The 22387-nt window shown below is 68.5% G+C and carries 19 protein-coding genes; 9 read left to right on the top strand and 10 right to left on the bottom strand.

Features of this window, described 5'->3' with window-relative positions; all coding sequences use genetic code 11:
• Nucleotides 1-16 precede the first annotated feature (16 nt).
• Both FHS00_RS02820 and FHS00_RS02825 read left to right on the top strand, forming a co-directional pair.
• Nucleotides 17-1240 (top strand): efflux RND transporter periplasmic adaptor subunit, encoded by a 1224-nt coding sequence (locus FHS00_RS02820; RefSeq protein ID WP_183469640.1) that lies wholly within the window; start codon nucleotides 17-19, stop codon nucleotides 1238-1240.
• Entirely contained in the window at nucleotides 1237-4887 is a 3651-nt protein-coding gene (locus tag FHS00_RS02825; RefSeq protein WP_183469642.1) for an efflux RND transporter permease subunit, read from the top strand. The genes FHS00_RS02820 and FHS00_RS02825 overlap by 4 nt, the downstream gene beginning before the upstream one ends.
• A 27-nt stretch (nucleotides 4888-4914) precedes the next feature.
• On the opposite strand, the gene FHS00_RS02830 is transcribed toward FHS00_RS02825, so the two are convergent.
• Together FHS00_RS02830 and FHS00_RS02835 are read right to left on the bottom strand one after the other, a co-directional pair.
• A complete protein-coding gene (locus FHS00_RS02830) occupies nucleotides 4915-6114 on the bottom strand; it encodes a multidrug effflux MFS transporter (protein WP_246390952.1) in 1200 nt (399 codons plus the stop codon).
• Between the two features lie 100 nt (nucleotides 6115-6214).
• A complete protein-coding gene (locus FHS00_RS02835; protein ID WP_183469644.1) occupies nucleotides 6215-8041 on the bottom strand; it encodes an ABCB family ABC transporter ATP-binding protein/permease in 1827 nt (608 codons plus the stop codon).
• 133 nt (nucleotides 8042-8174) lie between these two features.
• Here FHS00_RS02835 and FHS00_RS02840 point away from each other — a divergent pair, with 133 nt between their 5' ends.
• The gene (locus tag FHS00_RS02840; protein WP_183469646.1) at nucleotides 8175-8741 is read left to right on the top strand and encodes an LOG family protein; all 567 of its coding nucleotides are present in this window, start codon (nucleotides 8175-8177) and stop codon (nucleotides 8739-8741) included.
• A 32-nt stretch (nucleotides 8742-8773) separates the two neighbouring features.
• Here the strand turns inward: FHS00_RS02840 and FHS00_RS02845 are convergent, their stop codons facing one another.
• The 4 genes from FHS00_RS02845 to FHS00_RS02860 all read right to left on the bottom strand — a co-directional run bounded on the left by FHS00_RS02845 (nucleotide 8774) and on the right by FHS00_RS02860 (nucleotide 11718).
• Nucleotides 8774-9223, bottom strand: coding sequence for a host attachment family protein (locus tag FHS00_RS02845; RefSeq protein ID WP_183469648.1), 450 nt, complete (start codon nucleotides 9221-9223; stop codon nucleotides 8774-8776).
• A complete protein-coding gene (locus FHS00_RS02850; RefSeq protein ID WP_183469650.1) occupies nucleotides 9223-9432 on the bottom strand; it encodes a hypothetical protein in 210 nt (69 codons plus the stop codon). The genes FHS00_RS02845 and FHS00_RS02850 overlap by 1 nt, the downstream gene beginning before the upstream one ends.
• 250 nt (nucleotides 9433-9682) lie before the next feature.
• Nucleotides 9683-10282 carry a superoxide dismutase gene (locus FHS00_RS02855; protein ID WP_183469652.1) on the bottom strand — a complete coding sequence of 200 codons (600 nt, stop codon included), beginning with the start codon at nucleotides 10280-10282 and terminating at the stop codon, nucleotides 9683-9685.
• A gap of 107 nt (nucleotides 10283-10389) precedes the next feature.
• Complete coding sequence (locus FHS00_RS02860) at nucleotides 10390-11718, bottom strand: GSCFA domain-containing protein (RefSeq protein WP_183469654.1); 1329 nt, start codon at nucleotides 11716-11718, stop codon at nucleotides 10390-10392.
• A 141-nt stretch (nucleotides 11719-11859) separates the two neighbouring features.
• On the opposite strand from FHS00_RS02860, the gene FHS00_RS02865 reads away from it, so the two are divergent.
• The gene (locus FHS00_RS02865) at nucleotides 11860-12975 is read left to right on the top strand and encodes a glycosyltransferase family 61 protein (protein ID WP_183469656.1); all 1116 of its coding nucleotides are present in this window, start codon (nucleotides 11860-11862) and stop codon (nucleotides 12973-12975) included.
• Nucleotides 12976-13060: 85 nt separating this feature from the next.
• Here the strand turns inward: FHS00_RS02865 and FHS00_RS02870 are convergent, their stop codons facing one another.
• Nucleotides 13061-13420 carry a hypothetical protein gene (locus FHS00_RS02870; RefSeq protein WP_183469658.1) on the bottom strand — a complete coding sequence of 120 codons (360 nt, stop codon included), beginning with the start codon at nucleotides 13418-13420 and terminating at the stop codon, nucleotides 13061-13063.
• A 197-nt stretch (nucleotides 13421-13617) separates the two neighbouring features.
• On the opposite strand from FHS00_RS02870, the gene ccmI reads away from it, so the two are divergent.
• Genes ccmI through FHS00_RS02885 form a run of 3 tightly spaced genes read left to right on the top strand, consistent with a single transcriptional unit; the run spans nucleotide 13618 to nucleotide 15508 of the window.
• Nucleotides 13618-14811, top strand: coding sequence for a c-type cytochrome biogenesis protein CcmI (ccmI, locus tag FHS00_RS02875; protein ID WP_183469660.1), 1194 nt, complete (start codon nucleotides 13618-13620; stop codon nucleotides 14809-14811).
• A complete protein-coding gene (ruvX, locus tag FHS00_RS02880) occupies nucleotides 14808-15281 on the top strand; it encodes a Holliday junction resolvase RuvX (protein ID WP_183469662.1) in 474 nt (157 codons plus the stop codon). The genes ccmI and ruvX overlap by 4 nt, the downstream gene beginning before the upstream one ends.
• Nucleotides 15278-15508 (top strand): DUF1289 domain-containing protein, encoded by a 231-nt coding sequence (locus tag FHS00_RS02885; RefSeq protein ID WP_183469664.1) that lies wholly within the window; start codon nucleotides 15278-15280, stop codon nucleotides 15506-15508. Before ruvX ends, FHS00_RS02885 begins: the two co-directional genes overlap by 4 nt.
• Here FHS00_RS02885 and FHS00_RS02890 read toward each other — a convergent pair.
• Both FHS00_RS02890 and dusA read right to left on the bottom strand, forming a co-directional pair.
• Entirely contained in the window at nucleotides 15505-16326 is an 822-nt protein-coding gene (locus FHS00_RS02890) for a sulfite exporter TauE/SafE family protein (protein ID WP_183469666.1), read from the bottom strand. The two genes, FHS00_RS02885 and FHS00_RS02890, sit on opposite strands and share 4 nt — an antisense overlap.
• Before the next feature lie 71 nt (nucleotides 16327-16397).
• Complete coding sequence (dusA, locus tag FHS00_RS02895) at nucleotides 16398-17405, bottom strand: tRNA dihydrouridine(20/20a) synthase DusA (RefSeq protein WP_183469668.1); 1008 nt, start codon at nucleotides 17403-17405, stop codon at nucleotides 16398-16400.
• Between the two features lie 174 nt (nucleotides 17406-17579).
• On the opposite strand from dusA, the gene FHS00_RS02900 reads away from it, so the two are divergent.
• Nucleotides 17580-17801 (top strand): hypothetical protein, encoded by a 222-nt coding sequence (locus FHS00_RS02900; protein WP_183469670.1) that lies wholly within the window; start codon nucleotides 17580-17582, stop codon nucleotides 17799-17801.
• Between the two features lie 7 nt (nucleotides 17802-17808).
• Here the strand turns inward: FHS00_RS02900 and xylB are convergent, their stop codons facing one another.
• Nucleotides 17809-19260: a xylulokinase gene (gene xylB, locus FHS00_RS02905; protein WP_183469672.1), complete on the bottom strand. Its 1452-nt coding sequence runs from the start codon at nucleotides 19258-19260 to the stop codon at nucleotides 17809-17811.
• 244 nt (nucleotides 19261-19504) lie between these two features.
• On the opposite strand from xylB, the gene FHS00_RS02910 reads away from it, so the two are divergent.
• A complete protein-coding gene (locus FHS00_RS02910) occupies nucleotides 19505-22387 on the top strand; it encodes a monovalent cation/H+ antiporter subunit A (protein ID WP_183469674.1) in 2883 nt (960 codons plus the stop codon).

The following is a 22387-nucleotide window of genomic DNA, read 5'->3' on the forward strand; positions in this document are numbered from 1 at the left end:
CCCGGAAGGACGAGAGATGAAACTGATCCCCGCCCTCACCGCGCTGCTGGTGGCCGGCTTTCTATACCTGCTGATCGTCGACCGGGATCGGCTGCTGGCGATCGCGCAGATCGCGCCGGGTGGGGCAGAGGACGAAGGCATGGCCGCCGATGCGCCGCCGCCGGGCATCGGCGTGGTGGCGCTGCGCAGCACCGCGCACGAGATCGACGGCGCGCTGGTGTTGCGCGGCCGCTCAGAGGCGGCCCGCGAGGTGGAGGTGCGCGCCGAGACCTCCGGTCGGGTGACGTCGGAGCCCCTGCGCAAGGGCGCGATGGTCGAGGCCGGCGATCTATTGTGCGAGCTCGACCCCGGCACCCGCGAGATCGAACTGGCGGAGGCGCAGGCGCGTCTTGCCGAGGCCCAGAGCCGGGTACCCAGCGCCGAGGCGGCCAAGGCCGAGGCCGGGGCCCGGCTGCGCGAGGCGGAGATCAACCTCGCCAATGCCCGGCGGCTGAACCAGGGCGGCTACCAGAGCGAGACCGCCGTGATCAGCGCCGAGGCCGCGCTGGAGGCGGCGACGGCGCAAGTGCAGGCGGCCGAGTCGAGCATGGTCTCGGCCCGCGCCGGGATCGAGGCCGCGCAGGCCGGGGTGGCCTCGGCCCAGCGCGGCATCGAGCAGCTGTCGATCCGCGCGCCTTTCAATGGGCTTCTGGAGACCGACACCGCCGAGCTGGGCCTGCTGATGCAGCCCGGCTCGCCCTGCGCCACCATCGTCCAGCTCGACCCGGTGAAGCTGGTGGGCTTCGTGCCCGAGGTCGACGTCGACAAGATCCGGGTCGGCGCCGCCGCCAGGGGGGTGCTGGCCTCGGGTCAGGAGCTGACTGGCGAGGTACGCTTCGTGTCCCGCTCGGCCGACGAAACCACCCGCACCTTCCGCGTCGAGGTCGAGGTGCCCAACCCAGAGCTGCGCATCCGCGACGGCCAGACCGCCGAGATCCTGGTCGAAAGCGAGGGCGGCCTGGCGCATCTGCTGCCGCAATCGGCGCTGACGCTCGATGATTCCGGGCGGCTTGGTGTGCGGACGGTCGAGGGCGAGGAGGCGCCGGTGGCCCGCTTCGTTCCGGTCGAGCTGGTGCGCGACACGCCCGAAGGGGTGCTGGTCGCCGGGCTCGCGCCGCAGGCGGAGGTGATCGTGGTCGGGCAGGAATATGTCACCGACGGCGTCCCCGTCGCCCCGAGCTTCCGGGAGACGTCGCGATGACCGGCATCGTCGACTGGGCCGCATCGCGGGCAAGGATGATCCTCGCCTTCATCGTGCTGAGCCTGGTCGCCGGTGGCGCCGCCTATGTCGGCCTGCCCAAGGAGGGCGAGCCCGACATCGAGATCCCGGCGCTGTTCGTCTCGGTCCCCTTCCCCGGCATTTCGGCCGAGGACGCCGAGCAGCTCCTGGTGCGGCCGATGGAAACGCGGCTCGCCGATCTCGACGGGCTCGAAAGCATGACCGCGACCGCCGCCGAGGGCTATGCCGGCGTGGCGCTTGAATTCGAGTTCGGCTGGGACAAGACCAAGATCATGGCCGATGTGCGCGACGCGATGAACGCTGCGGAGGCCGAGTTTCCCGACGGGGCCGAAAGCTGGTCGGTCAACGAGATCAACTTCTCGGAATTCCCGATCATCATCGTCAACCTGACCGGCCCGCTGCCCGAGCGGACGCTGATCCGCGTCGCCAAGGACCTGCAGGACAGGCTCGAGGCGCTCGACCCGGTGCTTTCGGCCGGGCTGGTGGGCCAGCGCGACGAGATGCTCGAGGTCGAGATCGACCCGCTCCGGCTCGAGGCCTACAACGTCACCGCCGCCGAGCTGCTGCAGGTCGTCACCCAAAACAACCTGTTGATCGCGGCCGGCGAGGTCGAAACCGCGCAGGGCTCCTTCGCGGTCAAGATCCCGTCGAGCTTCGACGATCCGGGCGATGTCTACGACCTGCCGATCAAGACGAATGGCGACCGGGTGGTGACGCTGGGCGATCTGTCGACGATCCGGCTCACCTTCGAGGACCGTGCCTCGACCGCGCGTTTCGACGGCCGAACCACGGTGGCGCTGCAGGTGGTCAAGCGGCGCGGGTTCAACCTGATCGACACCGCCGCGCTGGTCCGGGAAACGGTCGCGGCCGAGCGCGCCTCCTGGCCCGAGGAGCTACGCCGCGCCATCGAGGTCGGCACTTCTAACGACCAGAGCCGCAACGTGGCCTCGATGGTCAGCCAGCTCGAAGGCTCGGTGCTGACCGCGATCGCGCTGGTGATGATTGTGGTGCTGGCAGCCTTGGGCCCAAGGCCGGCGCTGCTGGTGGGCTTCGCGATCCCGACCTCCTTCCTTTTGTGCTTCGCGCTGCTGGCGGTGATGAAGATCACCATCTCCAACATCGTGATGTTCGGCCTAATCCTCGCGGTCGGCATGCTGGTCGACGGCGCGATCGTGGTCGTCGAATATGCCGACAAGCGGATTTCCGAGGGCGTCGGCCCGATGCACGCCTATGTCGAGGCCGCCAAGCGGATGTTTTGGCCGGTGGTGTCTTCGACCGCCACGACGCTCTGCGCCTTCCTGCCGATGCTGTTCTGGCCCGGCGTGGCGGGGCAGTTCATGGGGATGCTGCCGGTCACGTTGATCTTCGTGCTCTCGGCCTCGCTGGTAGTGGCGCTGATCTACCTGCCGGTGATGGGCGGCGTGCTGGGCCGGTTGAGCCGCGGCTTCGGGCGGCTGTCGGACCGGCTGCGGCGTCGCCTGCCCTGGGTGGTCCGCGCCGCGCTCGTGCCGCCAGCGGCCGGGCTGATCTTCGTCGGGCTGATGCTGGCGCTCAACGCGGGCTACCTCACCGGCGAGGCCCGCCCTGCCCAGGGGCTCTTCGACGCAGCACCGGGGCTGGCACTCGCGCTGGTCGGGGCGATCGCCACCACGATCTTTGGCGGGGCCGCGCGGATCGTCCGGGCGCCCAAGCGGGTGCGCGCGGGCTATCGCCGCACCCTCTTCGGCCGGGTCATCGCGCTGATCGCCGGAAACCCGGTGATGCCGCTCGTCACCATTGCCGCGGTCGGTATCTTCGTCGCTTCGACCTTCAGCTATTTCGGCACCCACAACAACGGCGTCGAGTTCTTCGTGCCGACCGAGCCAGAGCAGGCGATCATCTACGTCCAGGCGCGTGGCAATCTCAGCCTCGCCGAGAAGGACGCGATCGTCGCCGAGGCCGAACGCGTGGTGGTGGGCTTTCCCGGCATCCGCTCGGTCTTTGCCTTTGCCGGGGATGGCGGGCTGAACTCCAACACCGCGGGCGCCGGCGGGCCGGCCGACGCGGTGGGCCAGCTTCAGATCGAGTTGGTGCCCTGGGACGAGCGCCCCGCCTATGCGCGCGAGAACGAGCTCGACCTCGCCACGCTCGACGGCGACGTGGTACTGGAGCGGCTGCAGGCGGCGCTCAACGCCATTCCCGGCATCCGCATCGAGATCCTCGATCTCGCCATGGGCCCCGGTTCTTCGAAGCCGGTGAACCTGCGCCTCACCGGCGAGGATTTCGAAACGCTGCGCGAAGCCACGGCCCAGCTCCGCACCCGGTTCGAGGCGACGCCGGGGCTGACGCTGATCGAGGACACGCTACCGCTGCCGGGCATCGACTGGCAGATAGACGTCGACATCGAGAAGGCCGGCCGCTTCGGCGCCGACGTGGCCACGGTGGGCGCGATGGTGCAGCTCGTCACCCGGGGCATCCTGCTCGACACGATGCGGGTCGAAAGCTCGGACGAGGAAATCGAGATCCGGGTGCGGCTGCCCGAAAAGGACCGGGTCCTGTCGACGCTCGACAGCCTGCGGGTGCGCACGCCCAACGGTCTGGTGCCGCTGTCGAACTTCGTCACCCGCACCCCGGTCGCCAAGCTCGCGGAGATCAACCGCGTCGACCAGCGCCGCTACTTCGAGGTCAAGGCGGACGTGCTGCCCGGTCTGGTCAAGCTGATCGAGGACGGCGAGAGCCGGGTACTGCGCGACGACGCGATCGACCCGGCGCTGCAGGCACGGATCGACTCGGGCGAGGTGACCCGCGTGCCGGTCAACGCCAACGAGCGCATCGCCGCCCTGACCGAATGGGTCGAGGAGGCGCCCTTTTCGCCGGGGATCGACTGGGAATGGACCGGCGACCAGCAGGACCAGACCGAGAGCCAGGCCTTCCTGCAATCGGCTTTCGCCGGTGCGTTGGGGCTGATGTTCATCATCCTGCTGGCGCAGTTCAACAGCTTCTACAACGCGGTGCTGGTGCTGCTCGCGGTGGTGATGTCGACCGCGGGCGTGCTGATCGGCATGCTGGTGATGGACCAGAGCTTCTCGATCATCATGACCGGCACCGGCATCGTCGCGTTGGCCGGGATCGTGGTGAACAACAACATCGTGCTGATCGACACCTACCAGGATTACGCGCGCTACATGCCGCGAACCGAGGCGGTGATCCGCACCGCCGAGGATCGTATCCGGCCGGTGATCCTCACCACCGTGACCACCATGGCGGGCCTCGCGCCGATGATGTTCGGGCTCAGCCTCGACTTCTTCGGTGGCGGCTACACGATCGACAGCCCGACCGCGCTCTGGTGGAAGCAGCTCGCCACGGCGGTGGTGTTCGGCCTGGGCATCGCCACGGTGCTGACGCTGGTCTTCACCCCGGCGATGCTGTCGCTCCGGATCTGGGCCGCGCGCTATGCCCACTGGATGTCACGCTTGCTGGCGCGGCTCTCGATGGGCCGGGGCAGCAAGGCCGCGCGCGACTGGGCGCTGCGGCGCGAGGCACGGCGGATCAAGGCGCCGGAGATCATCTGGGAGGACGGCGATGGTCCGCTGCCCCGCCCTGCCCCGAAGTTGCGCGCCGCCGAGTAAAGGGGCGCGAGAGCGCTCCACCCCAGCTCAGGCGGCCTGCACCGTGCGTTCCCCTCGGCCCAGCGCCAGCAGCGCGAGGCCCAGCGCCATCACCGCGCAGCCCGCGATCACCGCGACCATCGGCAGGGCGGTGCCATCGAAGAACGGCCCGGTGACCGCCACCATCAGCCCGCCGGTCAGCATCTGCAGCGTGCCGCCCATCGACGAGGCCAGCCCGGCGATCTCGCCATGCGGGTCGAGCGCCATGACCTGGCTCGTCGGGATGACGAGACCGAGGCAAGCATTGCCGCACAGCAGCAGGCCCATCAGGACCGGCAGCGATGCATAGCCAGCCGCCGTCAGGGTCAGCAGCGTCAGACTGAAGAAGGCAAAGCCCGACAGCGCCAGCCGCAGCATCCGCGTCAGGCCGATCCGGCGCCCCAGCGTGGCAGCGAACTGGCTCGCGCCGAAGAAGCCGATCGCGTTGATCGCGAAGGCGAGGCTGAACTGCAGCGGGGTGAGACCATATTGCGCGGTGTAGACGAAGCTGGCGCTCGCGATGAAGACGAAGAAGCTCGCCATACCGAAGCCCGACACGAAGGTCAGCGCCATGAAGGTCGGATCGCGGAACAGCCGCTTGGCCGAGGTCGCGAGGATGCGCGGGCGGACCGGGCGGCGGCGTTCGGCGGGCAGTGTTTCCTTGAGCGCGAAGATGGTGAGCAGCAGCGCCAACCCGGCGACGACCGCCAGCGCGCCGAAGATACCGCGCCAACCGGTGAAGGTCATCATGATCGCCCCGGAGAGCGGGGCCAGCATCGGCGAGACCGAGATCACCAGCATGATCATCGCCACCAGCCGCGTTGCCTCGTGGCCGGTATACATGTCGCGCACCATGGCGCGCGGCACCACCATCAGCGCCGCGCAGCCAAAGCCCTGCAGCGCCCGGAAGGCCACGAGCCAAGGCAGCGTCGGCGCCAGCGCGCAGCCGATGGTGGCGATGAGGAAGACCGAGACCCCGATATAGACGGGCGTCTTGCGGCCGACCGCGTCGGCCATCGGACCATAGAGCAGCTGCGCCAGTCCAAAGGCCAGGAAATAGGCGCTGATCGTCGCCTGCGCTGCGGCCTCATCCACGCCGAGATCGGCGGCGAGACCCGGCAGGCCCGGCAGGTACATGTCGATCGTGAACGGGCCCACGGCAGAGAGCAGGCCCAGCACCAACGCGGTGCGGAACATCGGGGATAACATAGGGCTGTCCTTGAACGCCGCGCACAGGCGCGGAGCGGCAATGGCCCGCACGCGGCGGACGACTCGAGCGAAAGCTAGACCGCTCGGTTCAGTTTGGCAATCACGCGGCCTCGGCTTCCTCGGCCTGCTGGCGCGACCAGAGCTGCGCATACCGCCCCTCGAGCGCCAGAAGATGCTCATGCGTGCCGGATTCCACCACTTTTCCGGCCTCCAGCACGACGATGCGATCGGCATCTGCAATGGTGGACAGGCGATGTGCGATGGTGATCACTGATCGGCCCTGCCCCATCGCCCGCAACTGGCCCTGGATCTCGCGTTCGGTGTCGGTGTCGAGCGCGCTCGTCGCCTCGTCCAGAAGCAGGATCGGCGGATCCTTGAGCAGCGTGCGGGCGATACCCACGCGCTGCTTCTCGCCGCCCGAAAGCTTCAGCCCCCGCTCACCCACGGTGGTGTCGTAGCCCTCCGGCAGCGACATGATGAAATCGTGGATCTGCGCGGCGCGCGCCACCGCCTCGATTTCCTCGCGGGTGGCGCCGTCGCGGCCATAGGCGATGTTGTAGAGGATGGTGTCGTTGAACAGCACCGTGTCCTGCGGCACCACGCCGATCCGGGCGTGCAGGCTGTCCTGCGTGACCTCGCGCAGGTCCTGTCCGTCGATGCGGATCGCGCCACCCGTCACGTCGTAGAAGCGGAACAGAAGCCGGCCGATGGTCGATTTCCCGGCACCGGACGAGCCGACGATGGCGACGGTCTCGCCCGGCTTCACGGTGAAGCTCACGCCCTTGAGGATGCCGCGCGCCGCCTCGTAGCCGAAGGTGACCTCGTCGAAGACGATCTCGCCGCGCGTCACCTCGATCGGCCTGGCGCCCGGCCGATCGGTCACCTCGGGCGGCTGGTTCAGCAGATCGAACATCTCGGCCATGTCGATCAGCGCCTGCCGGATCTCGCGGTAGACGGTGCCCAGGAAGTTGAGCGGCATGGTGATCTGGATCATGTAGGCGTTGACCATGACGAAATCGCCCACCGTCAGATCGCCCCGCTCGACGCCGATGGCCGCCATCACCATGACCACGACGAGCCCGCCGGTGATGATCAGCGACTGGCCGAAATTGAGGAAGGCGAGCGAGTAGTTGGTCCGCACCGCCGCGGCCGCGTATTTCTCCATCGCGGAGTCGTAACGCGCCGCCTCGCGGCCCTCGGCCCCGAAATACTTGACCGTCTCGAAGTTGAGCAGGCTGTCGATCGCCTTCTGGTTGGCGTCGGTATCTTGGTCGTTCATCTGCTTGCGGATCTTCACCCGCCACTCCGTCACCTTGAAGGTGAAGGCGACGTAGAGGACGATCGTGACCAGTACGGCCACGAGGTACCATACGTCGAACAGGAAGAAGAGCACGACCGCGACCAGCAGCAATTCGAGGATCAGCGGTCCGATCGAGAACAGCAGGAAGCGCAGCAGGAACTCGACGCCCTTCACCCCGCGCTCGATGATCCGGCTGAGACCACCGGTCTTGCGGCTGATGTGGTAGCGCAGGCTCATCGCGTGGATGTGCCGGAAGGTGCGCAGGGCGAGCTTGCGCAGCGCCCGCTGGCCTACCGGGGTGAACACCACGTCGCGCAGTTGCTGAAAGCCGACATTGGCGAGCCGGGCGAGACCGTAGATCACCGTCAACCCCGCCGCACCGAGCGCCAGCAGCATCGCCGCGCTCTCGCCCTCGCCCGCCAGCGCGTCGACGGCGGCCTTGTAGAAGATCGGCGTCGCCACGGCGATCAGCTTGGCCACCACGAGCAGCGACACGGCGAGCACCACGCGCCGTTTCACCCAAGCCTCGCCTTCAGGCCACAGATAGGGAATGACCTGCCGGATCGTGTCCCAGCCCTTGACCGGCTGACCGGAGAGATTGGCGTCGGTCTTGGACAGGCGTCGCATCGGCGGGCTCCGGGGCTGGCGGCGGGCGGTTCAACCTAGGCCGGACGTCCGCCGATGGCCAGCGGTCCACCGGCGCTTGAGCCGGGCCGCCCGGCGCTCTACGACGAGAGGGGAGCAATTCCGGAGTTTCGCCATGCCCCTGCCCGTCTTTTCCGCCTCGGTCTGCGTGTTCTGCGGCTCTCGCCCCGGCATCCGACCGGCCTACGAGCTTGCCGCGCGCGAGACCGGCGAGATGCTGGCCCGGCGCGGCTGGCGCCTGGTCTACGGCGCCGGCGATGTGGGGCTCATGGGCACGGTGGCGCGCGCCTCGCAGGGCGCGGGCGGTGCCAGCATGGGGGTGATCCCGCGCCACCTCGTGGAGGCGGAGGTCGGCAAGACCGATCTCGACACCTACGTGGTCACCGAGACCATGCACGAGCGCAAGAAGGTGATGTTCATGAACGCCAATGCGATCGTGATGCTGCCGGGCGGCGCCGGATCGCTCGACGAGTTCTTCGAGGTGCTGACATGGCGCCAGCTCGGCCTGCATGGCAAGCCGATCCTGCTGCTCGACTGCGACGGCTACTGGCAGCCGCTGCGCCAGCTGATCAACCACGTCATCGACGAGGGCTTCGCCGATGACGGGCTGAAGGCGTTCGTTCAATACGTCTCGAGCGTCAAGGCGCTCGAAAAGGTGCTGGCCGAGACGCTGGAGGGCTGAGGGCGGCCGGGGCCGCCTCTCATCTGGTGCAATCAGGCCGTTTCGGCGGCGATTGCCTTCTCGATCTCGGCGACGGGGTGGTTGGTGAGCGTCTTCGGGATCTCGACCACCACCGTGTCGGCCACCTCCTTGTGCCATTCTTCGCGCAGCGCGCCGAGCACCTGTGGGCTGGCCACGACGACCAGCTTCTCGAACCGGCCCTTGTGGACGTGGCGGTAGAGGATGTCCGCGAGGTCGGCGGCGAAGCGGTCCTTGGCCAGTTGGTGGAAATCGGTCTCGGCGAGCGCCGTGCGCTGGCCGGGGCCGTTATCGGCGAGGCGGCCTGCCTTGTCGGTCGCCTGCTCGCGGTCGGGCGGGTTCTCCTGCTCCTCCTTGCGCACCACGCGAAGGTTCGGGTGCTGGTCGTCGGTGACGTTCTCGAGGATCAGGGCCTTCTCGCCATCGGCGACGAGCACCCATGTGCCGTTGTCGATCTTGGCCATCAGTCGTTGTCCTTCTCGTCGCTCTTGCGCACGCGGGTGGCGCCGGGGTCGTCCTGCTCGGCCCGCTTGAGATCGTCGCGGGTGCCGACCTTGCGCGTCAGGTCGCCGCCCTCGCGCCCCGGCTGGTTGCCCGCACCGCCCTTGTCCTCATCGGTCACATAGGCGTCGGTTTCCTTCACGCCGTCCTTGGATCGTGCCCTGTCGGCCATGGGAGCCTCCTTTCGTTGTTCGAGGGAGGAACGAATGGTGCGGGGGGCGGTTCCGGGTCCGGACGGCCCGGCATGCACATCGGCAGGGTTTGCGCCGCCGCCTGCTCCACATGCCGCGAACACCCGGGACCCTTCGCCATGCGAAGGTACCGGCGCCGAAGCGCGCCATCGGATTGGCTGCAAACGAAAAGGCCCCCGCGCCGAAGCGCGAGGGCCGGATAACCTGCAGCGGAAGCTGCCGCCGTCAGCCTTACATGCGCGAGGCGACGTTCTCCCAGTTCACGAGGTTGTCGAGGAAGTTAGAGATGTAGGCCGGGCGCTTGTTGCGGTAGTCGATGTAGTAGGAGTGCTCCCACACATCGAGGCCCAGAAGCGCGGTCTGGCCGAAGCACAGCGGGTTCACGCCGTTCTCGGTCTTGGTGACCTTGAGGCCGCCATCGGCATCCTTGACCAGCCAGGCCCAGCCCGAGCCGAACTGGCCGGCGCCGGCGGCGGCGAAGTCTTCCTTGAACTTGTCGACCGAGCCGAAGCTGTCGGTGATCGCCTTTTCCAGCTCGCCCGGCATCTTGCTGTCGTTCGGGGTCATCATTTCCCAGAACTGGTTGTGGTTCCACAGCTGGGAGATGTTGTTGAAGATGCCGTTCTGGGCCACCGCGTTCTTGTCATAGGTGCCGCGGATGATCTCTTCCATCGACTTGCCGTCCCACTCGGTGCCGGCGATCAGCTTGTTGCCGTTGTCGACATAGGCCTTGTGGTGCAGGTCGTGGTGATACTCGAGCGTCTCCTTGGACATGCCCTTGGAGGCGAGCGCGTCGTGGGCGTAGGGAAGGTCGGGAAGTTCGAAAGCCATGTCGGTCTCGCTTTTCTGCCAGAGGGTGGATTTGCGCCACATAACAGAACCCCTGCGCCCCAAAGGTCAATGGGATGCGCGGCAAAATCGGCCCTTGCGGGCCGCGATCAGAGCCAGCCGAGCTTGTCGCGGAAGGCCTCGCGCTCGGGAAATTCGCGGACATGCCGGTCGCGCAGCGTCAGCGCGGTGTCGCGTCGCCGGAGCGGGCGGCACAGGGTGATCAGCCGTTCCAGCGGATCGGCCCGGCCGGGGGCGAGCGCGGCGGCGCGGGTCAGCACGTCCCAGGCCTCCTCCAGATCCCCCATCCGGCGCGCCGCGGTCGCCTCCAGCATCAGCGCGTCGATGCTGCCGTCGGTGAGCGCGCGATGCTGCGCCGCCAGCGCTCTGAGACCGGCATGATCCTCGAGCCGGGCCAGCATCCGCATCGAGGAGAGCAGCGCCTCGAGCGTCATGCCCGGCGCGGTGCCGCCGACATAGCGGTCCAGCACGTCCGCCATGATGCGCGCCACCAGATCGGGGGAGACATGCCGGTAATCGCCGCGCGACCAGGCAATGGCGGGGTTCGACAGCGTCACGAACTCGTAGGACGGGAAGTAGTCCACCCCGTCACGCCCGGTCACGAATTCCTCGATCGCGGCCCGCTGGACCGATTTCGAATAGGCGTTGGCCACCAGCACGTCCATGTCGCGGAACGTCGCCAGGAGCGGAACCGGCGACACGGTAAGCAGCATCTTGAGCGGCTTCCTGCGGTGCCGCGCCAGCAGCGTCTCCAGCCGCTCCAGCCCGTCGAGCACGTCGGCATGACTCAGCACCCGGAATTCGAAGCGCTCCGGCTCGGCCTTCACCGCCGTCGTCGGCGGGGCGACATTGAGATAGAGGCCGAGCTGCCTGTCGTACCAGGTCTCGACATAGCCCAGCGTGACGATGATGACGTCGGCCTCGACCACCTGCGCCATCGCGTCGAGATAGCGATGCCGGAAATCGAGGATCTCCTCGACCGAGAAGTCGAGCCGGGCCATGCCGAGCTGCGCGTCGCCGAAAGGACCGCCACCAGCCTCGTAGAGGATCGCGGCACCGGGGAACGTGTCGCGCTCCAGCGCCCATTCCAGCTCGTTCAGGACCGAGTGGATCGAATATTTGTTGAAGAAGTTTGCCGCGTCGCCGAGGCTGTCGCCGATCGGACCGAGATCGAATTCGCGGCTGATCACCCGACGCCCGGTCTTCTCCAGCGCTCGCTCGACATTGCGGGCAAAGCAGGATCCGATGGCGAAGATCGTGTCATCCGGGCCGATTTCGAAACCCGGCCGCGCCGTCGGGGAGGCCAAGGGATAAAGCCGCTCGCCACCGCGCTCGGGAGAGGGGTAGCGGCGATACGGGTTGCCGCGGGCCCGCGCGAGGGCCTCGGTGGCAGGAACGCTCTCGATATTGCGGTTCACGCACACTCCCGTCTAGGTTGAGTCAAAGATTAGCCAGCGGGCGGCGGCCAGACAACAGTGCCAAGGATGAAAAGCCGCACCCGTGGCGGATTGGCGCCCGCTTGTCTAGGTAGGCGCGGCCAGCCCGCCGGAGGAGCCTTCATGATCGACGACCTTCCCCCTCCGCCGGACCTGTCGCGGCCGATCCAGGGGCTGACGCGCTGTCTCGACCATGCGCTCGTCGTGCCGCCGCCGATCGGGGCGCCGAACCGTGCGGTCCAGCATTCGGGGGTTCTGACCCAAGCCGGGCAGCCGGTCCCCGAGGCGATCACCTGGCGCGGCGACAGCGCCGTCACCCTGCCCCCACCGCCCCCGTCCCGCCCAGTAGAGACATTGGCAGGGCGATGGTTGTTCCTGGGGCCGCTCTTCGGACATTTCGGTCATTTCTTGGTCGAGAGCATCGCCAGGCTCTGGGCGCTGGAGGGACTGCGTGACGAAATCGACGGGGTGCTCTTCGTGCCCAAGTTCCAGCACCGGGTGCAGCAGGTGGCCGACACCTACCGACCCTTTCTCGCCGCGCTGGGGGTCGACCTGCCGATGCGCAGCCTAGAGCGGCCGACGCGGGTCGAACGGCTGCACGTCCCGGTGCAGGGCTTCGGCATGTTCGGAATGATCGAGGGCGCCGCCGAATTCCGCCGCTTCATGCGCGAGCATGCCGGGAAGGCCGTGGCGCCAGCCGGGGCGGAGCGGATCTACATCTCGCGCAGCGGCCTGCCCGTGGGGCGCGGATCGATCCTGGGCGAAGCGCGGCTCGAAGCCTGGCTCGCGGACCAAGGCTACAGCGTCTTTCACCCGCAGCAGCATGATTTCACCAGCCAGATCGCGGCCTACAAGGCGGCGCGCGAGATCGTGGCGGTCGATTGTTCGCCCCTGCACCTGCTGGCGCTGGTCGGAGACGCAGAGCAGAAAGTGGGGATCATCGCCCGGCGGCCGGGCGGGCTCGCCGAGATCTTCGCGCGGCAGCTGCGTGCCTTCAGCGGCGCCCGAGCGACGGCAATCGACGCGCTGCAGCGCAACTGGATCGAAGAAAAAGCGCAGCGCCCGAACCGGCTGAGCTGGGGCGAGGTCGATTTCGCCGCGATCCAGACCGCCCTCGCGCGCGACGGGCTGGTATCGGCCGCACCGGGATGGAGCGCACTCGGTAACGAGGACGTCGCAGCCCAGATCGACCGCATCGCCACGGCCTCGGGCACCCGCTTCCGTCCCTACGAAGGGTAGGAGCTTCTGCAACGAAACGGGGCCGCGGCACATGGCCCCGGCCCCGAAAACTTGGCGATGCCCCGAGAGGGGCGTGAAGGCGGCGTTACTGAACGACTTCCGCGTCGCCTTCGACCTCGATCACGTCGACGGAATCGCTGGGCGCTTCCTCGATCTCGGCGGCACCTTCCTCGATCTCGGCCTCGACCTCGGCGGCGCCTTCTTCCATCTCCTCGACCACGGCAGCACCGGATTCCTCGATGCTCTCCGCCGCGCCCTCGGCCTCGACGTTGATGTTGGTCTCGGTCGCGCCGAGATCCGCCTCGTTGACATCGTTGCCACCGGCGAAGAGCCAGTAGAGCACGATCACTGCGACGACGAGACCGCCGACGATCAGCGCGATCGAGGTGCCACCCTTCTTCGGCGGCGGGTTGACATTGTTGTTGTTGAAGTTCGGGTCGGACATGCGAGATGCTCCGTCATTGTGTCATTCAACGGCCAACGTCGCCCGTGAGGGGGGGTTCCGCGCCGGGTTCAATTTTTTGCGAACCTGGGGCGTTGCAGCGGAACCGCCACAGTGGCTGCGTCTTCGGGCCGCGCCAAGCGGGGTTTCGGGACGGCGCGCCGACAGGTAGGAACGACGCGTACCGAAAGGAGAAGGCCATGCTGTTCTGGATCCTCGCGCTGGCGCTTTCCGCCGTGGTGGCGATCGCGCTCGCCGCGCCGCTCCGGCGTGGTCCGGCCAGCACCGGCACCGACCCCGACATGGCCTTCTACCGGGCCCAGATCGCCGAGATCGAGACCGACCGCGCCCGGGGGCTGATCGGCGAGGAAGAAGCCGAACGCGCCCGCGCCGAGATCGGCCGCCGCCTGCTCGCCGCCGACAAGGACGTGCGCCAGGCCCCGGCGGCCGGGCGCGGCCCGATGCTACCCGCCTTGCTGTTCGGGGCGCTCGTGGTGATCGGCGGCGCCATGATCCTCTACACCGATCTCGGTGCGCCCGGCCTACCCGACCGGCCGCTGGCAGAACGGCTGGCCGAGGCCCGCGAACTGAGCGCGGCTCGCCCCAGCCAGGCCCAGGCCGAGGCCGTCGCGCCGCCTTTGCCGGTCGATGCGCCCGAAGAATACGTGGAGATGGTCGAGAAACTGCGCGCGGCGGTGCCCGAGCGGCCCGACGATCTGACCGGCTGGCAGCTTCTCGCGCGACACGAGGCGGCGCTGGGCGATTACGCCGCTGCCGCCCGCGCGCAGGAACGGGTGATCGAGATCAAGGGCGCCGATGCAGGTTTCGAGGATCGCATGGCGCTGGTCGACCGTCTGGTGGCGGCGGCGGGCGGAATCGTCACCCCTGAAAGCGAGGCGCTGCTGCGCGAGTTGCGCGCGGCGCGCCCGGACGCGGCCGGACCGCTCTACTATCTGGGCCTGCTGCAAGCCCAGATCGAGCGGCCCGACCTCGCCTTCCGCTTCTGGCGGCGGGCGATCGAGACCGGTGATCCGGCCTCGCCGCATGTTGAGCTAGCCCGCGCCCAGATCGGGCGTGCGGCGCAGTTCGCAGGGGTCGACTATACCCCGCCCGCCGCGTCCGGCCCCACGGCCGAGGAGGTGGCGGCGGCGCAGGACATGGAGCCCGAAGCCCGGCAGGAGATGATCCGCGGCATGGTCGAGAACCTCGCATCCCGGCTTGCGGAGAGCGGCGGTCCTGCGTCCGACTGGGCCCGGCTGATCAGGGCACTCGGCGTGCTGGGCGAGGCCACACGCGCCGAGGCGATCTGGGGCGAGGCGCAGCAAGTCTTCGCCGGGGACCCGGCGCTCGAGGAAATTCGCGCTGCGGCGCAGGCGGCGGGGGTAACGCGATGATCCACGAGACCACCGAGGAGTTCGCCGCCGCCCTGCCCCGTTCCGGCGCACTGGCCGGGCTCGATTTCGGCACCAAGACGATCGGCGTCGCCGTCTCCGACGGGCTGCGCACGGTGGCGACCCCCCTCGAGACGGTAAAGCGCAAGAAGTTCACCGACGACGCGAACCGGCTTCTGGAGATCGCGTCCCATCGTGGCATCGCGGGGTTGGTGCTGGGCCTGCCACGCAACATGGATGGCACGGAGGGCCCTCGGGCGCAGTCGACCCGGGCCTTTGCGCGCAACCTGTCGCGCCTGACGGATCTGCCGATCGGCTTCTGGGACGAGCGTCTTTCGACGGTCGCGGCCGAGCGCGCGCTGCTCGAATCCGATCATTCGCGAAAGCGGCGCGGCGAGCTGATCGACGCGGTGGCCGCGAGCTATATCCTGCAGGGCCTACTCGACCGGCTGAGCTATATGGGCCGGTCGTGAGCGACGCGGTCTGGAAGCGCGGCGAGGTGGAGAGCCCCTGCGTGAAACTCTGCACGATCCATCCCGAGACGCGGCTCTGCCTCGGCTGCGCCCGCTCGATGGACGAGATCGCGGCATGGGGCCGGATGAGCGCGGAGGAGCGCCGCGCGATCATGGACGACCTGCCACATCGCCAGGCGGCTCCGACGGCACGGCGCGGCGGCCGCAAAGCACGGCTCAAGGACTAGATCAGCGCCTTGCGCAGCATGTTGAGCGCAACGAGGATCAGGAACCCGCCGAACACCCGTTTGAGCCGCTTTGGGTCGGTGCGGTGCGCCAGGGCCGCCCCCAGAGGCGCGGTCAGCAGGGTCATCGCGATGACGATCCCGAAGGCCGGCAGGTTTACCGCGCCCAGCGTCATCGGCGGCGCGACGCCCGCGGGCAACGGCGTCAGCAGGAACGCCGCGACCGAGGGCAGCGCGATCAGCAGGCCGAACCCCGCCGCAGTGGCGACGGCGCGATGGATCGCCATGCCATGCAGGGTCATGATCGGCACGCCGAAGCTGCCGCCACCGATCCCCATCAGCACCGACAGGAAGCCCACCAGCGGCGACATCGCGGCGCGGCGCCAGCCGGTCGGCATCGCCGACCCCAGCCGCCAGTGGCTGCGCCCTAGCACCATGTAGAGCGAGACCGTCAGCGCCAGGATTCCGAAGATCAGCTGCAGCGTCACCGTCCGCAGCTGCGCGACCACGAGCACGCCGATCAACGCCCCCACCGCGATCCCCGGCGCCCAGCCGCGCAGCACGCTCCAATCGACCACGCCCTTGCGGTTGTGGCTCGCCACCGAGCGGGCCGAGGTGACGGTGATCGTGGCGAGCGAGGTGGCGAGACAGATCTGCATCAGCTGCGGCGTCTCGTAGCCCAGCGCGGCGAAGGCATAGAAATAGGCGGGGACCAGCACGATGCCGCCGCCGACGCCCAACAGCCCCGCCAGCACGCCGGCGAAGGCGCCGATCGCCATGAGCATGGCGGCCATGGAAAGAAGCAGCGTCGTATCAGGCATCTGGCGCTCCGGCTTGGACACGCGAGCGATGCCCTCTGCGCGGCGCGGCCACAAGGGCCCGCCGGCGCCCCTCAGGCCGCCTGTTGCAGATCCTCGATCCGGCCCAGCCCCTCGCGCACCAGCTCCGGACCGGCGCCGGGGCGCGAGGCGCCCTCGGAGAGCACCCGCCGCCAGCCGCGCGCACCGGGCCGCCCGGCGAAGAGCCCCAGCATGTGTCGCGTCACCTGATGAAGACGGCCGCCGCCCGTAAGATGCGCCTCGATATAGGGCAGCATTTCTCGCACAGCCGCCTCGGGGGCGCTGTCCTCGCCCTCGCCCCAGATCCGCCGATCGGCCGCGCACAGGATGTCGGCCGGCTGGTGATAGGCTGCGCGCCCGATCATCACCCCGTCGAGCCCGGCCGCGAGAAAATCCTCGGCTGCGTCGAGCGTGGCGATGCCGCCATTGACCGAAAGATGCAGCTGCGGGAAGTCGCGCTTCATCTGCATGACCAGATCGTAATCGAGGGGCGGGATGTCGCGGTTTTCCTTGGGGCTCAGCCCTTGCAGCCAGGCCTTGCGGGCATGGATCGTAAAGCGCGTCACCCCGGCCGCGGCGACCGTTTCGAGAAAGCGTGGCAGCACTTCCTCGGGCTCCTGCTCGTCGACGCCGATCCGGCACTTCACCGTGACCTCGACCGGGCTCGCCGCGATCATCTCGGCGCAGCATTCGGCCACCAGCTCTGGCCGGGTCATCAGCACCGCGCCAAAGGCTCCCGACTGGACCCGGTCCGAGGGGCAGCCGCAGTTGAGGTTGATCTCGTCATAGCCGAAATCGGCGCCGACCCGGGTCGCCTCGCGCAGTTCGGCCGGGTCGGACCCGCCCAGCTGCAGCGCCACGGGATGCTCGGACGGTGCGAAACCCAAGAGCCGCTCGCGGTCGCCATGCATCACCGCGGGTGCGGTCACCATCTCGGTATAGAGCAGAGCGCGGCGCGACAGCAGGCGGTGCAGGTGCCGGCAGTGACGGTCGGTCCAATCCATCATCGGCGCGACGGAAAGGCGGGCGGCGGATTGGAGGGCGGTCTGGCCTTGGCTCATGTCTCGATCCGGGCGGTGCGGCAGGAAGCAGGTCGTTTAGCACCGCGTCGTGTCTTGGGCAAATCCTCGTGGGGCGGCGACCCGGCCGACGAAACGGCTGCTCCATTCCGGCAGGTTGCCCGAAGCGCGTCGGGGATCCAGCATCGCGAGGACACGGGGACGGAGAGGAGCATCATGACAGGTGACATGACCAGCGATCCGGAGGACGCCGAGGCTATGGCAAGGACCTTCACGATCTATCATCCCGACGGCACCACGACCCGGATGACCTCGGAAAAAGATGTCGATTTCGACGTGCGGGAAGGCCGTTTGCTGATCCTCTACGACGGCAGGGTCCGCACGATCCTGCCCGAGTCGGATTGGGTGTCGGTCAACCACCGCCCGAGGGCGCGCTGACGCGCCGCTACTGGATGCCCCGGATGGCCGGATAGGACGCGCGGAAGGCGGCGTGACCCTCGGCAAAGGCCGCGAGCAGCGCGGCTTCGGGCTCGATCCGCGCGCCGATCGCGGGCGGGGTCATCACCGTCTCCGGCGCCTCGCCGGTGGCCGCCACCCGGCCCAGCCGCGCAGCGCCCAGCGCCGCGCCGAACTCGCCGTCCTGCGGCAGGTCGAGCGGCACGCCGAGAACCGTCGCGATCAGCCGCAGCCAGTAGCACGACCGCGTGCCGCCGCCGATGGCCATCAGCCGGTCGATCCGGGCGCCGGTGCCGACCAACGCGTCGTAAGAATCGCGCAGCCCGTAGGCCACCCCCTCGAGCACGGCCCGGGTCATGTCGTCGCGGGTGGTGTCGGTGCCGAGCCCGGTAAAGCTGCCACGGATCGCGGCATCGTTGTGCGGCGTACGCTCACCCGAGAGATAGGGTAGAAACCGCACCCGCCCCGGCGCGTTCAGGGCCTCGCCCAATCCAGAGGTGAGCTCGGCCGGGCGGGCCCCGGTGATCGAGGACAGCCAGTTCAGGCTGTCTGTGGCCGAGAGCATCACGCCCATCTGGTACCAGCGCGCCGGCACCGCGTGGCAAAAAGTGTGCAGCGCGGTTTCGGGCGCGGGGTGATACCCGTCGCGCGCCGCCAGCAGCACCCCGGAGGTCCCCAGCGAGACGAAGCCCTGCCCTTCGGACAGCGCGCCCATGCCGCAGGCCGCGGCCGCGTTGTCTCCGGCCCCGCCGGCTACCGCGACCGGACCCGCGATTCCCCAGGCAGTGGCAAGGTCGCGGCGCAGATCGCCCGCCTTCTCGCAGCCCTCGACCAGGCGCGGCATCTGTTCGCGACGCATATGGCCCTCCGCGAGCAGGCGATCCGACCAGCCACGCGCGCCGACATCGAGCCAGGAGGTCCCGGCCGCGTCCGACAGGTCGCAGACATGCTCGCCCGTCAGATAGAGATTGAGATAGGCGGCGGGCAGCAGCACCTTGGCGATGCGGGCATAGTTCTCGGGCTCATGCGCCCGAACCCATTCGAGTTTGGGCGCGGTGAAGCCCGGAAAGACGATGTTGCCCGACAATGCGCGAACATCCTCGACGCCGTCGAGCCGCGCGGCCTCGGCATGGGCGCGGGTGTCGTTCCACAGGATGCAGGGCCGGATCACCCGGTCTGCATCGTCGAGCAGGGTCGCACCGTGCATGTGGCCCGCAACACCGATCCCCCGGAGACCCACGAACTCGGGATGCGCGGCCCGCAGCTCGGCCACGGCACCCTCCAGTGCCGCGATCCAGTCGGAAGGGTCCTGCTCGCTCCAGCCGGGATGGGGATGCCTGGCGCTGTAGTGCCGCTCCACCGCGCCCAGCGGCTTGCCGTCGGCGTCAACCAACAGGGCCCGCAGCCCCGAGGTGCCCAGATCGATTCCAAGATAGCTCATCGCGTCCTCCCCACCGGCATGGGCAAGCATTAGCCCGTGCGCTGGGCGGATGCCAAGGTCGCTCGGGGGTCTTCGATTCGGCGGGTCCCGGGGGTCTACGGACCCGCCCGGCCGCTGCCGAGCGGCATGGGGGCGCGCCGCACCCGCCCCGACCACCCCCTGAGGCATAATGTTGCAGCCTTGAGCGCCGGAAATCGTCACGGATGTCTGGCCGTTGCCGCGCGTCTCCGCAATAGTGCGCGCCATGTCGCTATTCCTCATAGTCCTCCTCCCGTTCCTCGGCGCGCTGCTGCCCGGCCTGATGATCCGGGCCGGTCGCCAGGCCTGCTACACCGCCACCTTGCTGGTCACGGCCACGGCCGCGATCGGGTTGCTCACGCATCTGCCCGCCGTGCTGCGCGGCGAGACGCCCACCGCGCGGCTCGCCTGGTTGCCGGGCCTCGGGCTCGACGTGAACCTGTTCCTCGATCCGCTCGGGTTCATGTTCGCAGGGCTGATCCTCGGGATCGGCCTGCTGATCATCGCCTATGCGCGCCATTACCTGTCGCGCGACGACAATATGGGCGAGTTCTTCAGCTACCTGCTGCTGTTCCAAGGTGCGATGGTCGGCATTGTCCTGTCCGACAACATCCTGCTTCTGCTGATCTTCTGGGAGCTGACCTCGCTGTCCTCCTTTCTGCTGATCGGCTTCTGGAAGCACCTGCCCGAAGGGCGCCAGGGCGCGCGGATGGCACTCGCCGTCACCGGCATGGGCGGGCTGGCGCTGATCGGCGGCATGCTGATGCTGGGCGGGATCGTCGGCAGCTATGATCTGAGCGTCATCCTCGAACAGCGTGACGTGGTGCAGGCCTCGCCGCTCTACGTTCCGGCCTTGCTACTGATTCTGCTGGGCTGCTTCACAAAGTCGGCGCAGTTCCCGTTCCACTTCTGGCTGCCGCACGCGATGGCCGCGCCCACCCCGGTTTCGGCCTACCTGCATTCGGCCACCATGGTGAAAGCGGGGCTGTTTCTGATGGCGCGGCTCTGGCCGGTGCTGGCTGGCACGCCGGAATGGACCTGGCTCGTCGCCAGCGCAGGCCTCGTGACCATGGTGCTCGGCGCCTTCATCGCGATCTTCAAGCACGACCTGAAGGCGCTCTTGGCCTTCTCGACCGTCTCGCATCTCGGCCTGATTACCTTTCTTCTGGGCACCGGCACCGCCTTCGGGGCGATGGCGGCTGTGTTCCACATCCTCAACCATGCCAGCTTCAAGGCCGCGCTCTTCATGAGCGCCGGCATCGTCGATCACGAGGCGCATACCCGCGACATGCGGCGGCTGGGCGGGCTGCGGCGGCTGATGCCGATCACCTTCGCCATCGCCACGCTGGCGGGCCTGTCGATGGCGGGCATCCCGCTGCTGAACGGCTTCCTCTCCAAGGAAATGATGCTCGAGGAGGCCGCCCATACGACCCTGTTCGGCATGCCGATGCTGGTCACGGTGGTAGCGACGCTCGGTGCGCTGTTCTCTGCGGCCTATTCCTTCCGTCTGATTGCCCACACCTTCTTCGGTGCCGAGCGCGACGACTACCCCGCGCATCCGCACGATCCGAAGCCGGGCATGTGGCTGCCGCCCGCGCTGCTCATCATCCCCGTGGTGGTGATCGGCCTGTTCCCGGCCCTGGCCGAGCCCTTCGTCAAGCTCGTCACCGGGGCGGTGATCGGCACCGCCGCCGAACTGCCCGACGCGCATCTCAAGATCTGGCATGGCCTGACCCCGGCGCTGCTGATGTCAGCGATCGCGGTGGTCGGCGGCGCGCTGCTGCTGTCGGTCTTTGCGCCGCTGTCGCGGATCTGGGAAGCCGCGCCGCGCCCGGAGGCCAAGGACATCTTCGACCGGCTCATCGCGGCCTGCGTCGGGCTGGCACGGCCCATCACGCGCGGGCTGCATGACGGCGCCTTCACCCGCTACGCGGCGATCATGGTGCTGACGGTGGTGGCGGTGGGCGCGCATGCCTGGTTCTCGGGCACGACCGGCGCCGAGATCCGGCGGCCGCTGCTGCCCGTTACCCCGGTCGCCATCGCCGCGTGGGCGATGCTGATCGCGGCCACCGGCTTTCTCGTCGCGGCCCATCGCAACCGCCTCGCGGTGCTGATGCTGATGGGCATCATTGGCTTGATGGTCTCGGTCGGCTTCAACCATTTCTCGGCCCCCGACCTCGCGCTCACGCAGATCTCGGTCGAGGTGGTGACGATCATCCTGCTGCTTCTGGCGCTCAACTTCCTGCCCAACACCACGCCCAACGAATCCGGCGCGGCGCGGCGCACCCGCGACGCGATCATCGCCGGCGCGGGCGGTGTCGCGGCGGCAGGGCTGATCTGGAGCATCCTGTCGACCGAATTCCCGATCGCGCCGATCTCGGACTATCACCTCGCCAACTCCTACAAGGGCGGCGGCGGCGACAACGTGGTCAACGTGATCCTCGTCGACTTCCGGGGCTTCGACACATTCGGCGAGATCATCGTGCTCGGCATCGCCGCGCTGGTGATCTACGCGCTGACCGAGACGCTGCTCTCGGGCAAGGTGCGCCGCAAACTGCTGAACCGTGGCCATGAAGAGGCCCGCGCCGGCGACGCGCATCCGCTGATGATGGTGGTGCTGACGCGGGTGATGATGCCGGTGATCCTGATGGTCGGGGTCTACATCTTCCTGCGGGGCCACAACTCGCCCGGCGGCGGCTTCGTCGCGGGCCTCGTCGTGGCGATCGCGGTGGTGACGCAATACATGGCCTCGGGCTTCGCCTGGGCCGCGCGCCGCCAGCGCTACCCCTATCACGGCATCATCGGCGCGGGCGTCCTCGTCGCCGGTCTCACCGGCATCGGCGCCTGGCTCGTGGGTCAGCCCTTCCTGACATCGGCCTTCGGATACTTCCGGATCCCGCCGATGGAGGAGTTCGAGCTGGCCACGGCGATGGGCTTCGATCTCGGCGTGTTCCTCGCCGTGGTCGGCGCGGTGATGCTGTCGCTCGAAAGTTTCTCGCGTCTGGGCTACAGGGCGGGCACGGAAACCTCCGACCACGCGATGGACATCGACCCCTCGCGCGACGAGGAGCTGGCCCCGGCCGCCGGCGGACAAGAGAAGGGTATTTGA

This window comes from Limimaricola variabilis (assembly GCF_014195545.1).
GTDB classification, from domain to species: domain Bacteria; phylum Pseudomonadota; class Alphaproteobacteria; order Rhodobacterales; family Rhodobacteraceae; genus Limimaricola; species Limimaricola variabilis.

Excerpts from the sequence above, each read along its gene's own strand:
- FHS00_RS02825 (WP_183469642.1), top strand. The coding sequence starts at position 1,237 with ATGACCGGCATCGTCGACTGGGCCGCATCGCGGGCAAGGATGATCCTC.
- FHS00_RS02830 (WP_246390952.1), bottom strand. The coding sequence starts at position 6,114 with ATGTTATCCCCGATGTTCCGCACCGCGTTGGTGCTGGGCCTGCTCTCT.
- xylB (WP_183469672.1), bottom strand. The coding sequence starts at position 19,260 with ATGAGCTATCTTGGAATCGATCTGGGCACCTCGGGGCTGCGGGCCCTG.
- FHS00_RS02870 (WP_183469658.1), bottom strand. The coding sequence starts at position 13,420 with ATGTCCGACCCGAACTTCAACAACAACAATGTCAACCCGCCGCCGAAG.
- FHS00_RS02835 (WP_183469644.1), bottom strand. The coding sequence starts at position 8,041 with ATGCGACGCCTGTCCAAGACCGACGCCAATCTCTCCGGTCAGCCGGTC.
- ccmI (WP_183469660.1), top strand. The coding sequence starts at position 13,618 with ATGCTGTTCTGGATCCTCGCGCTGGCGCTTTCCGCCGTGGTGGCGATC.
- ruvX (WP_183469662.1), top strand. The coding sequence starts at position 14,808 with ATGATCCACGAGACCACCGAGGAGTTCGCCGCCGCCCTGCCCCGTTCC.
- FHS00_RS02865 (WP_183469656.1), top strand. The coding sequence starts at position 11,860 with ATGATCGACGACCTTCCCCCTCCGCCGGACCTGTCGCGGCCGATCCAG.
- FHS00_RS02910 (WP_183469674.1), top strand. The coding sequence starts at position 19,505 with ATGTCGCTATTCCTCATAGTCCTCCTCCCGTTCCTCGGCGCGCTGCTG.
- FHS00_RS02855 (WP_183469652.1), bottom strand. The coding sequence starts at position 10,282 with ATGGCTTTCGAACTTCCCGACCTTCCCTACGCCCACGACGCGCTCGCC.
- FHS00_RS02900 (WP_183469670.1), top strand. The coding sequence starts at position 17,580 with ATGACAGGTGACATGACCAGCGATCCGGAGGACGCCGAGGCTATGGCA.
- dusA (WP_183469668.1), bottom strand. The coding sequence starts at position 17,405 with ATGAGCCAAGGCCAGACCGCCCTCCAATCCGCCGCCCGCCTTTCCGTC.
- FHS00_RS02890 (WP_183469666.1), bottom strand. The coding sequence starts at position 16,326 with ATGCCTGATACGACGCTGCTTCTTTCCATGGCCGCCATGCTCATGGCG.
- FHS00_RS02840 (WP_183469646.1), top strand. The coding sequence starts at position 8,175 with ATGCCCCTGCCCGTCTTTTCCGCCTCGGTCTGCGTGTTCTGCGGCTCT.
- FHS00_RS02850 (WP_183469650.1), bottom strand. The coding sequence starts at position 9,432 with ATGGCCGACAGGGCACGATCCAAGGACGGCGTGAAGGAAACCGACGCC.
- FHS00_RS02845 (WP_183469648.1), bottom strand. The coding sequence starts at position 9,223 with ATGGCCAAGATCGACAACGGCACATGGGTGCTCGTCGCCGATGGCGAG.
- FHS00_RS02820 (WP_183469640.1), top strand. The coding sequence starts at position 17 with ATGAAACTGATCCCCGCCCTCACCGCGCTGCTGGTGGCCGGCTTTCTA.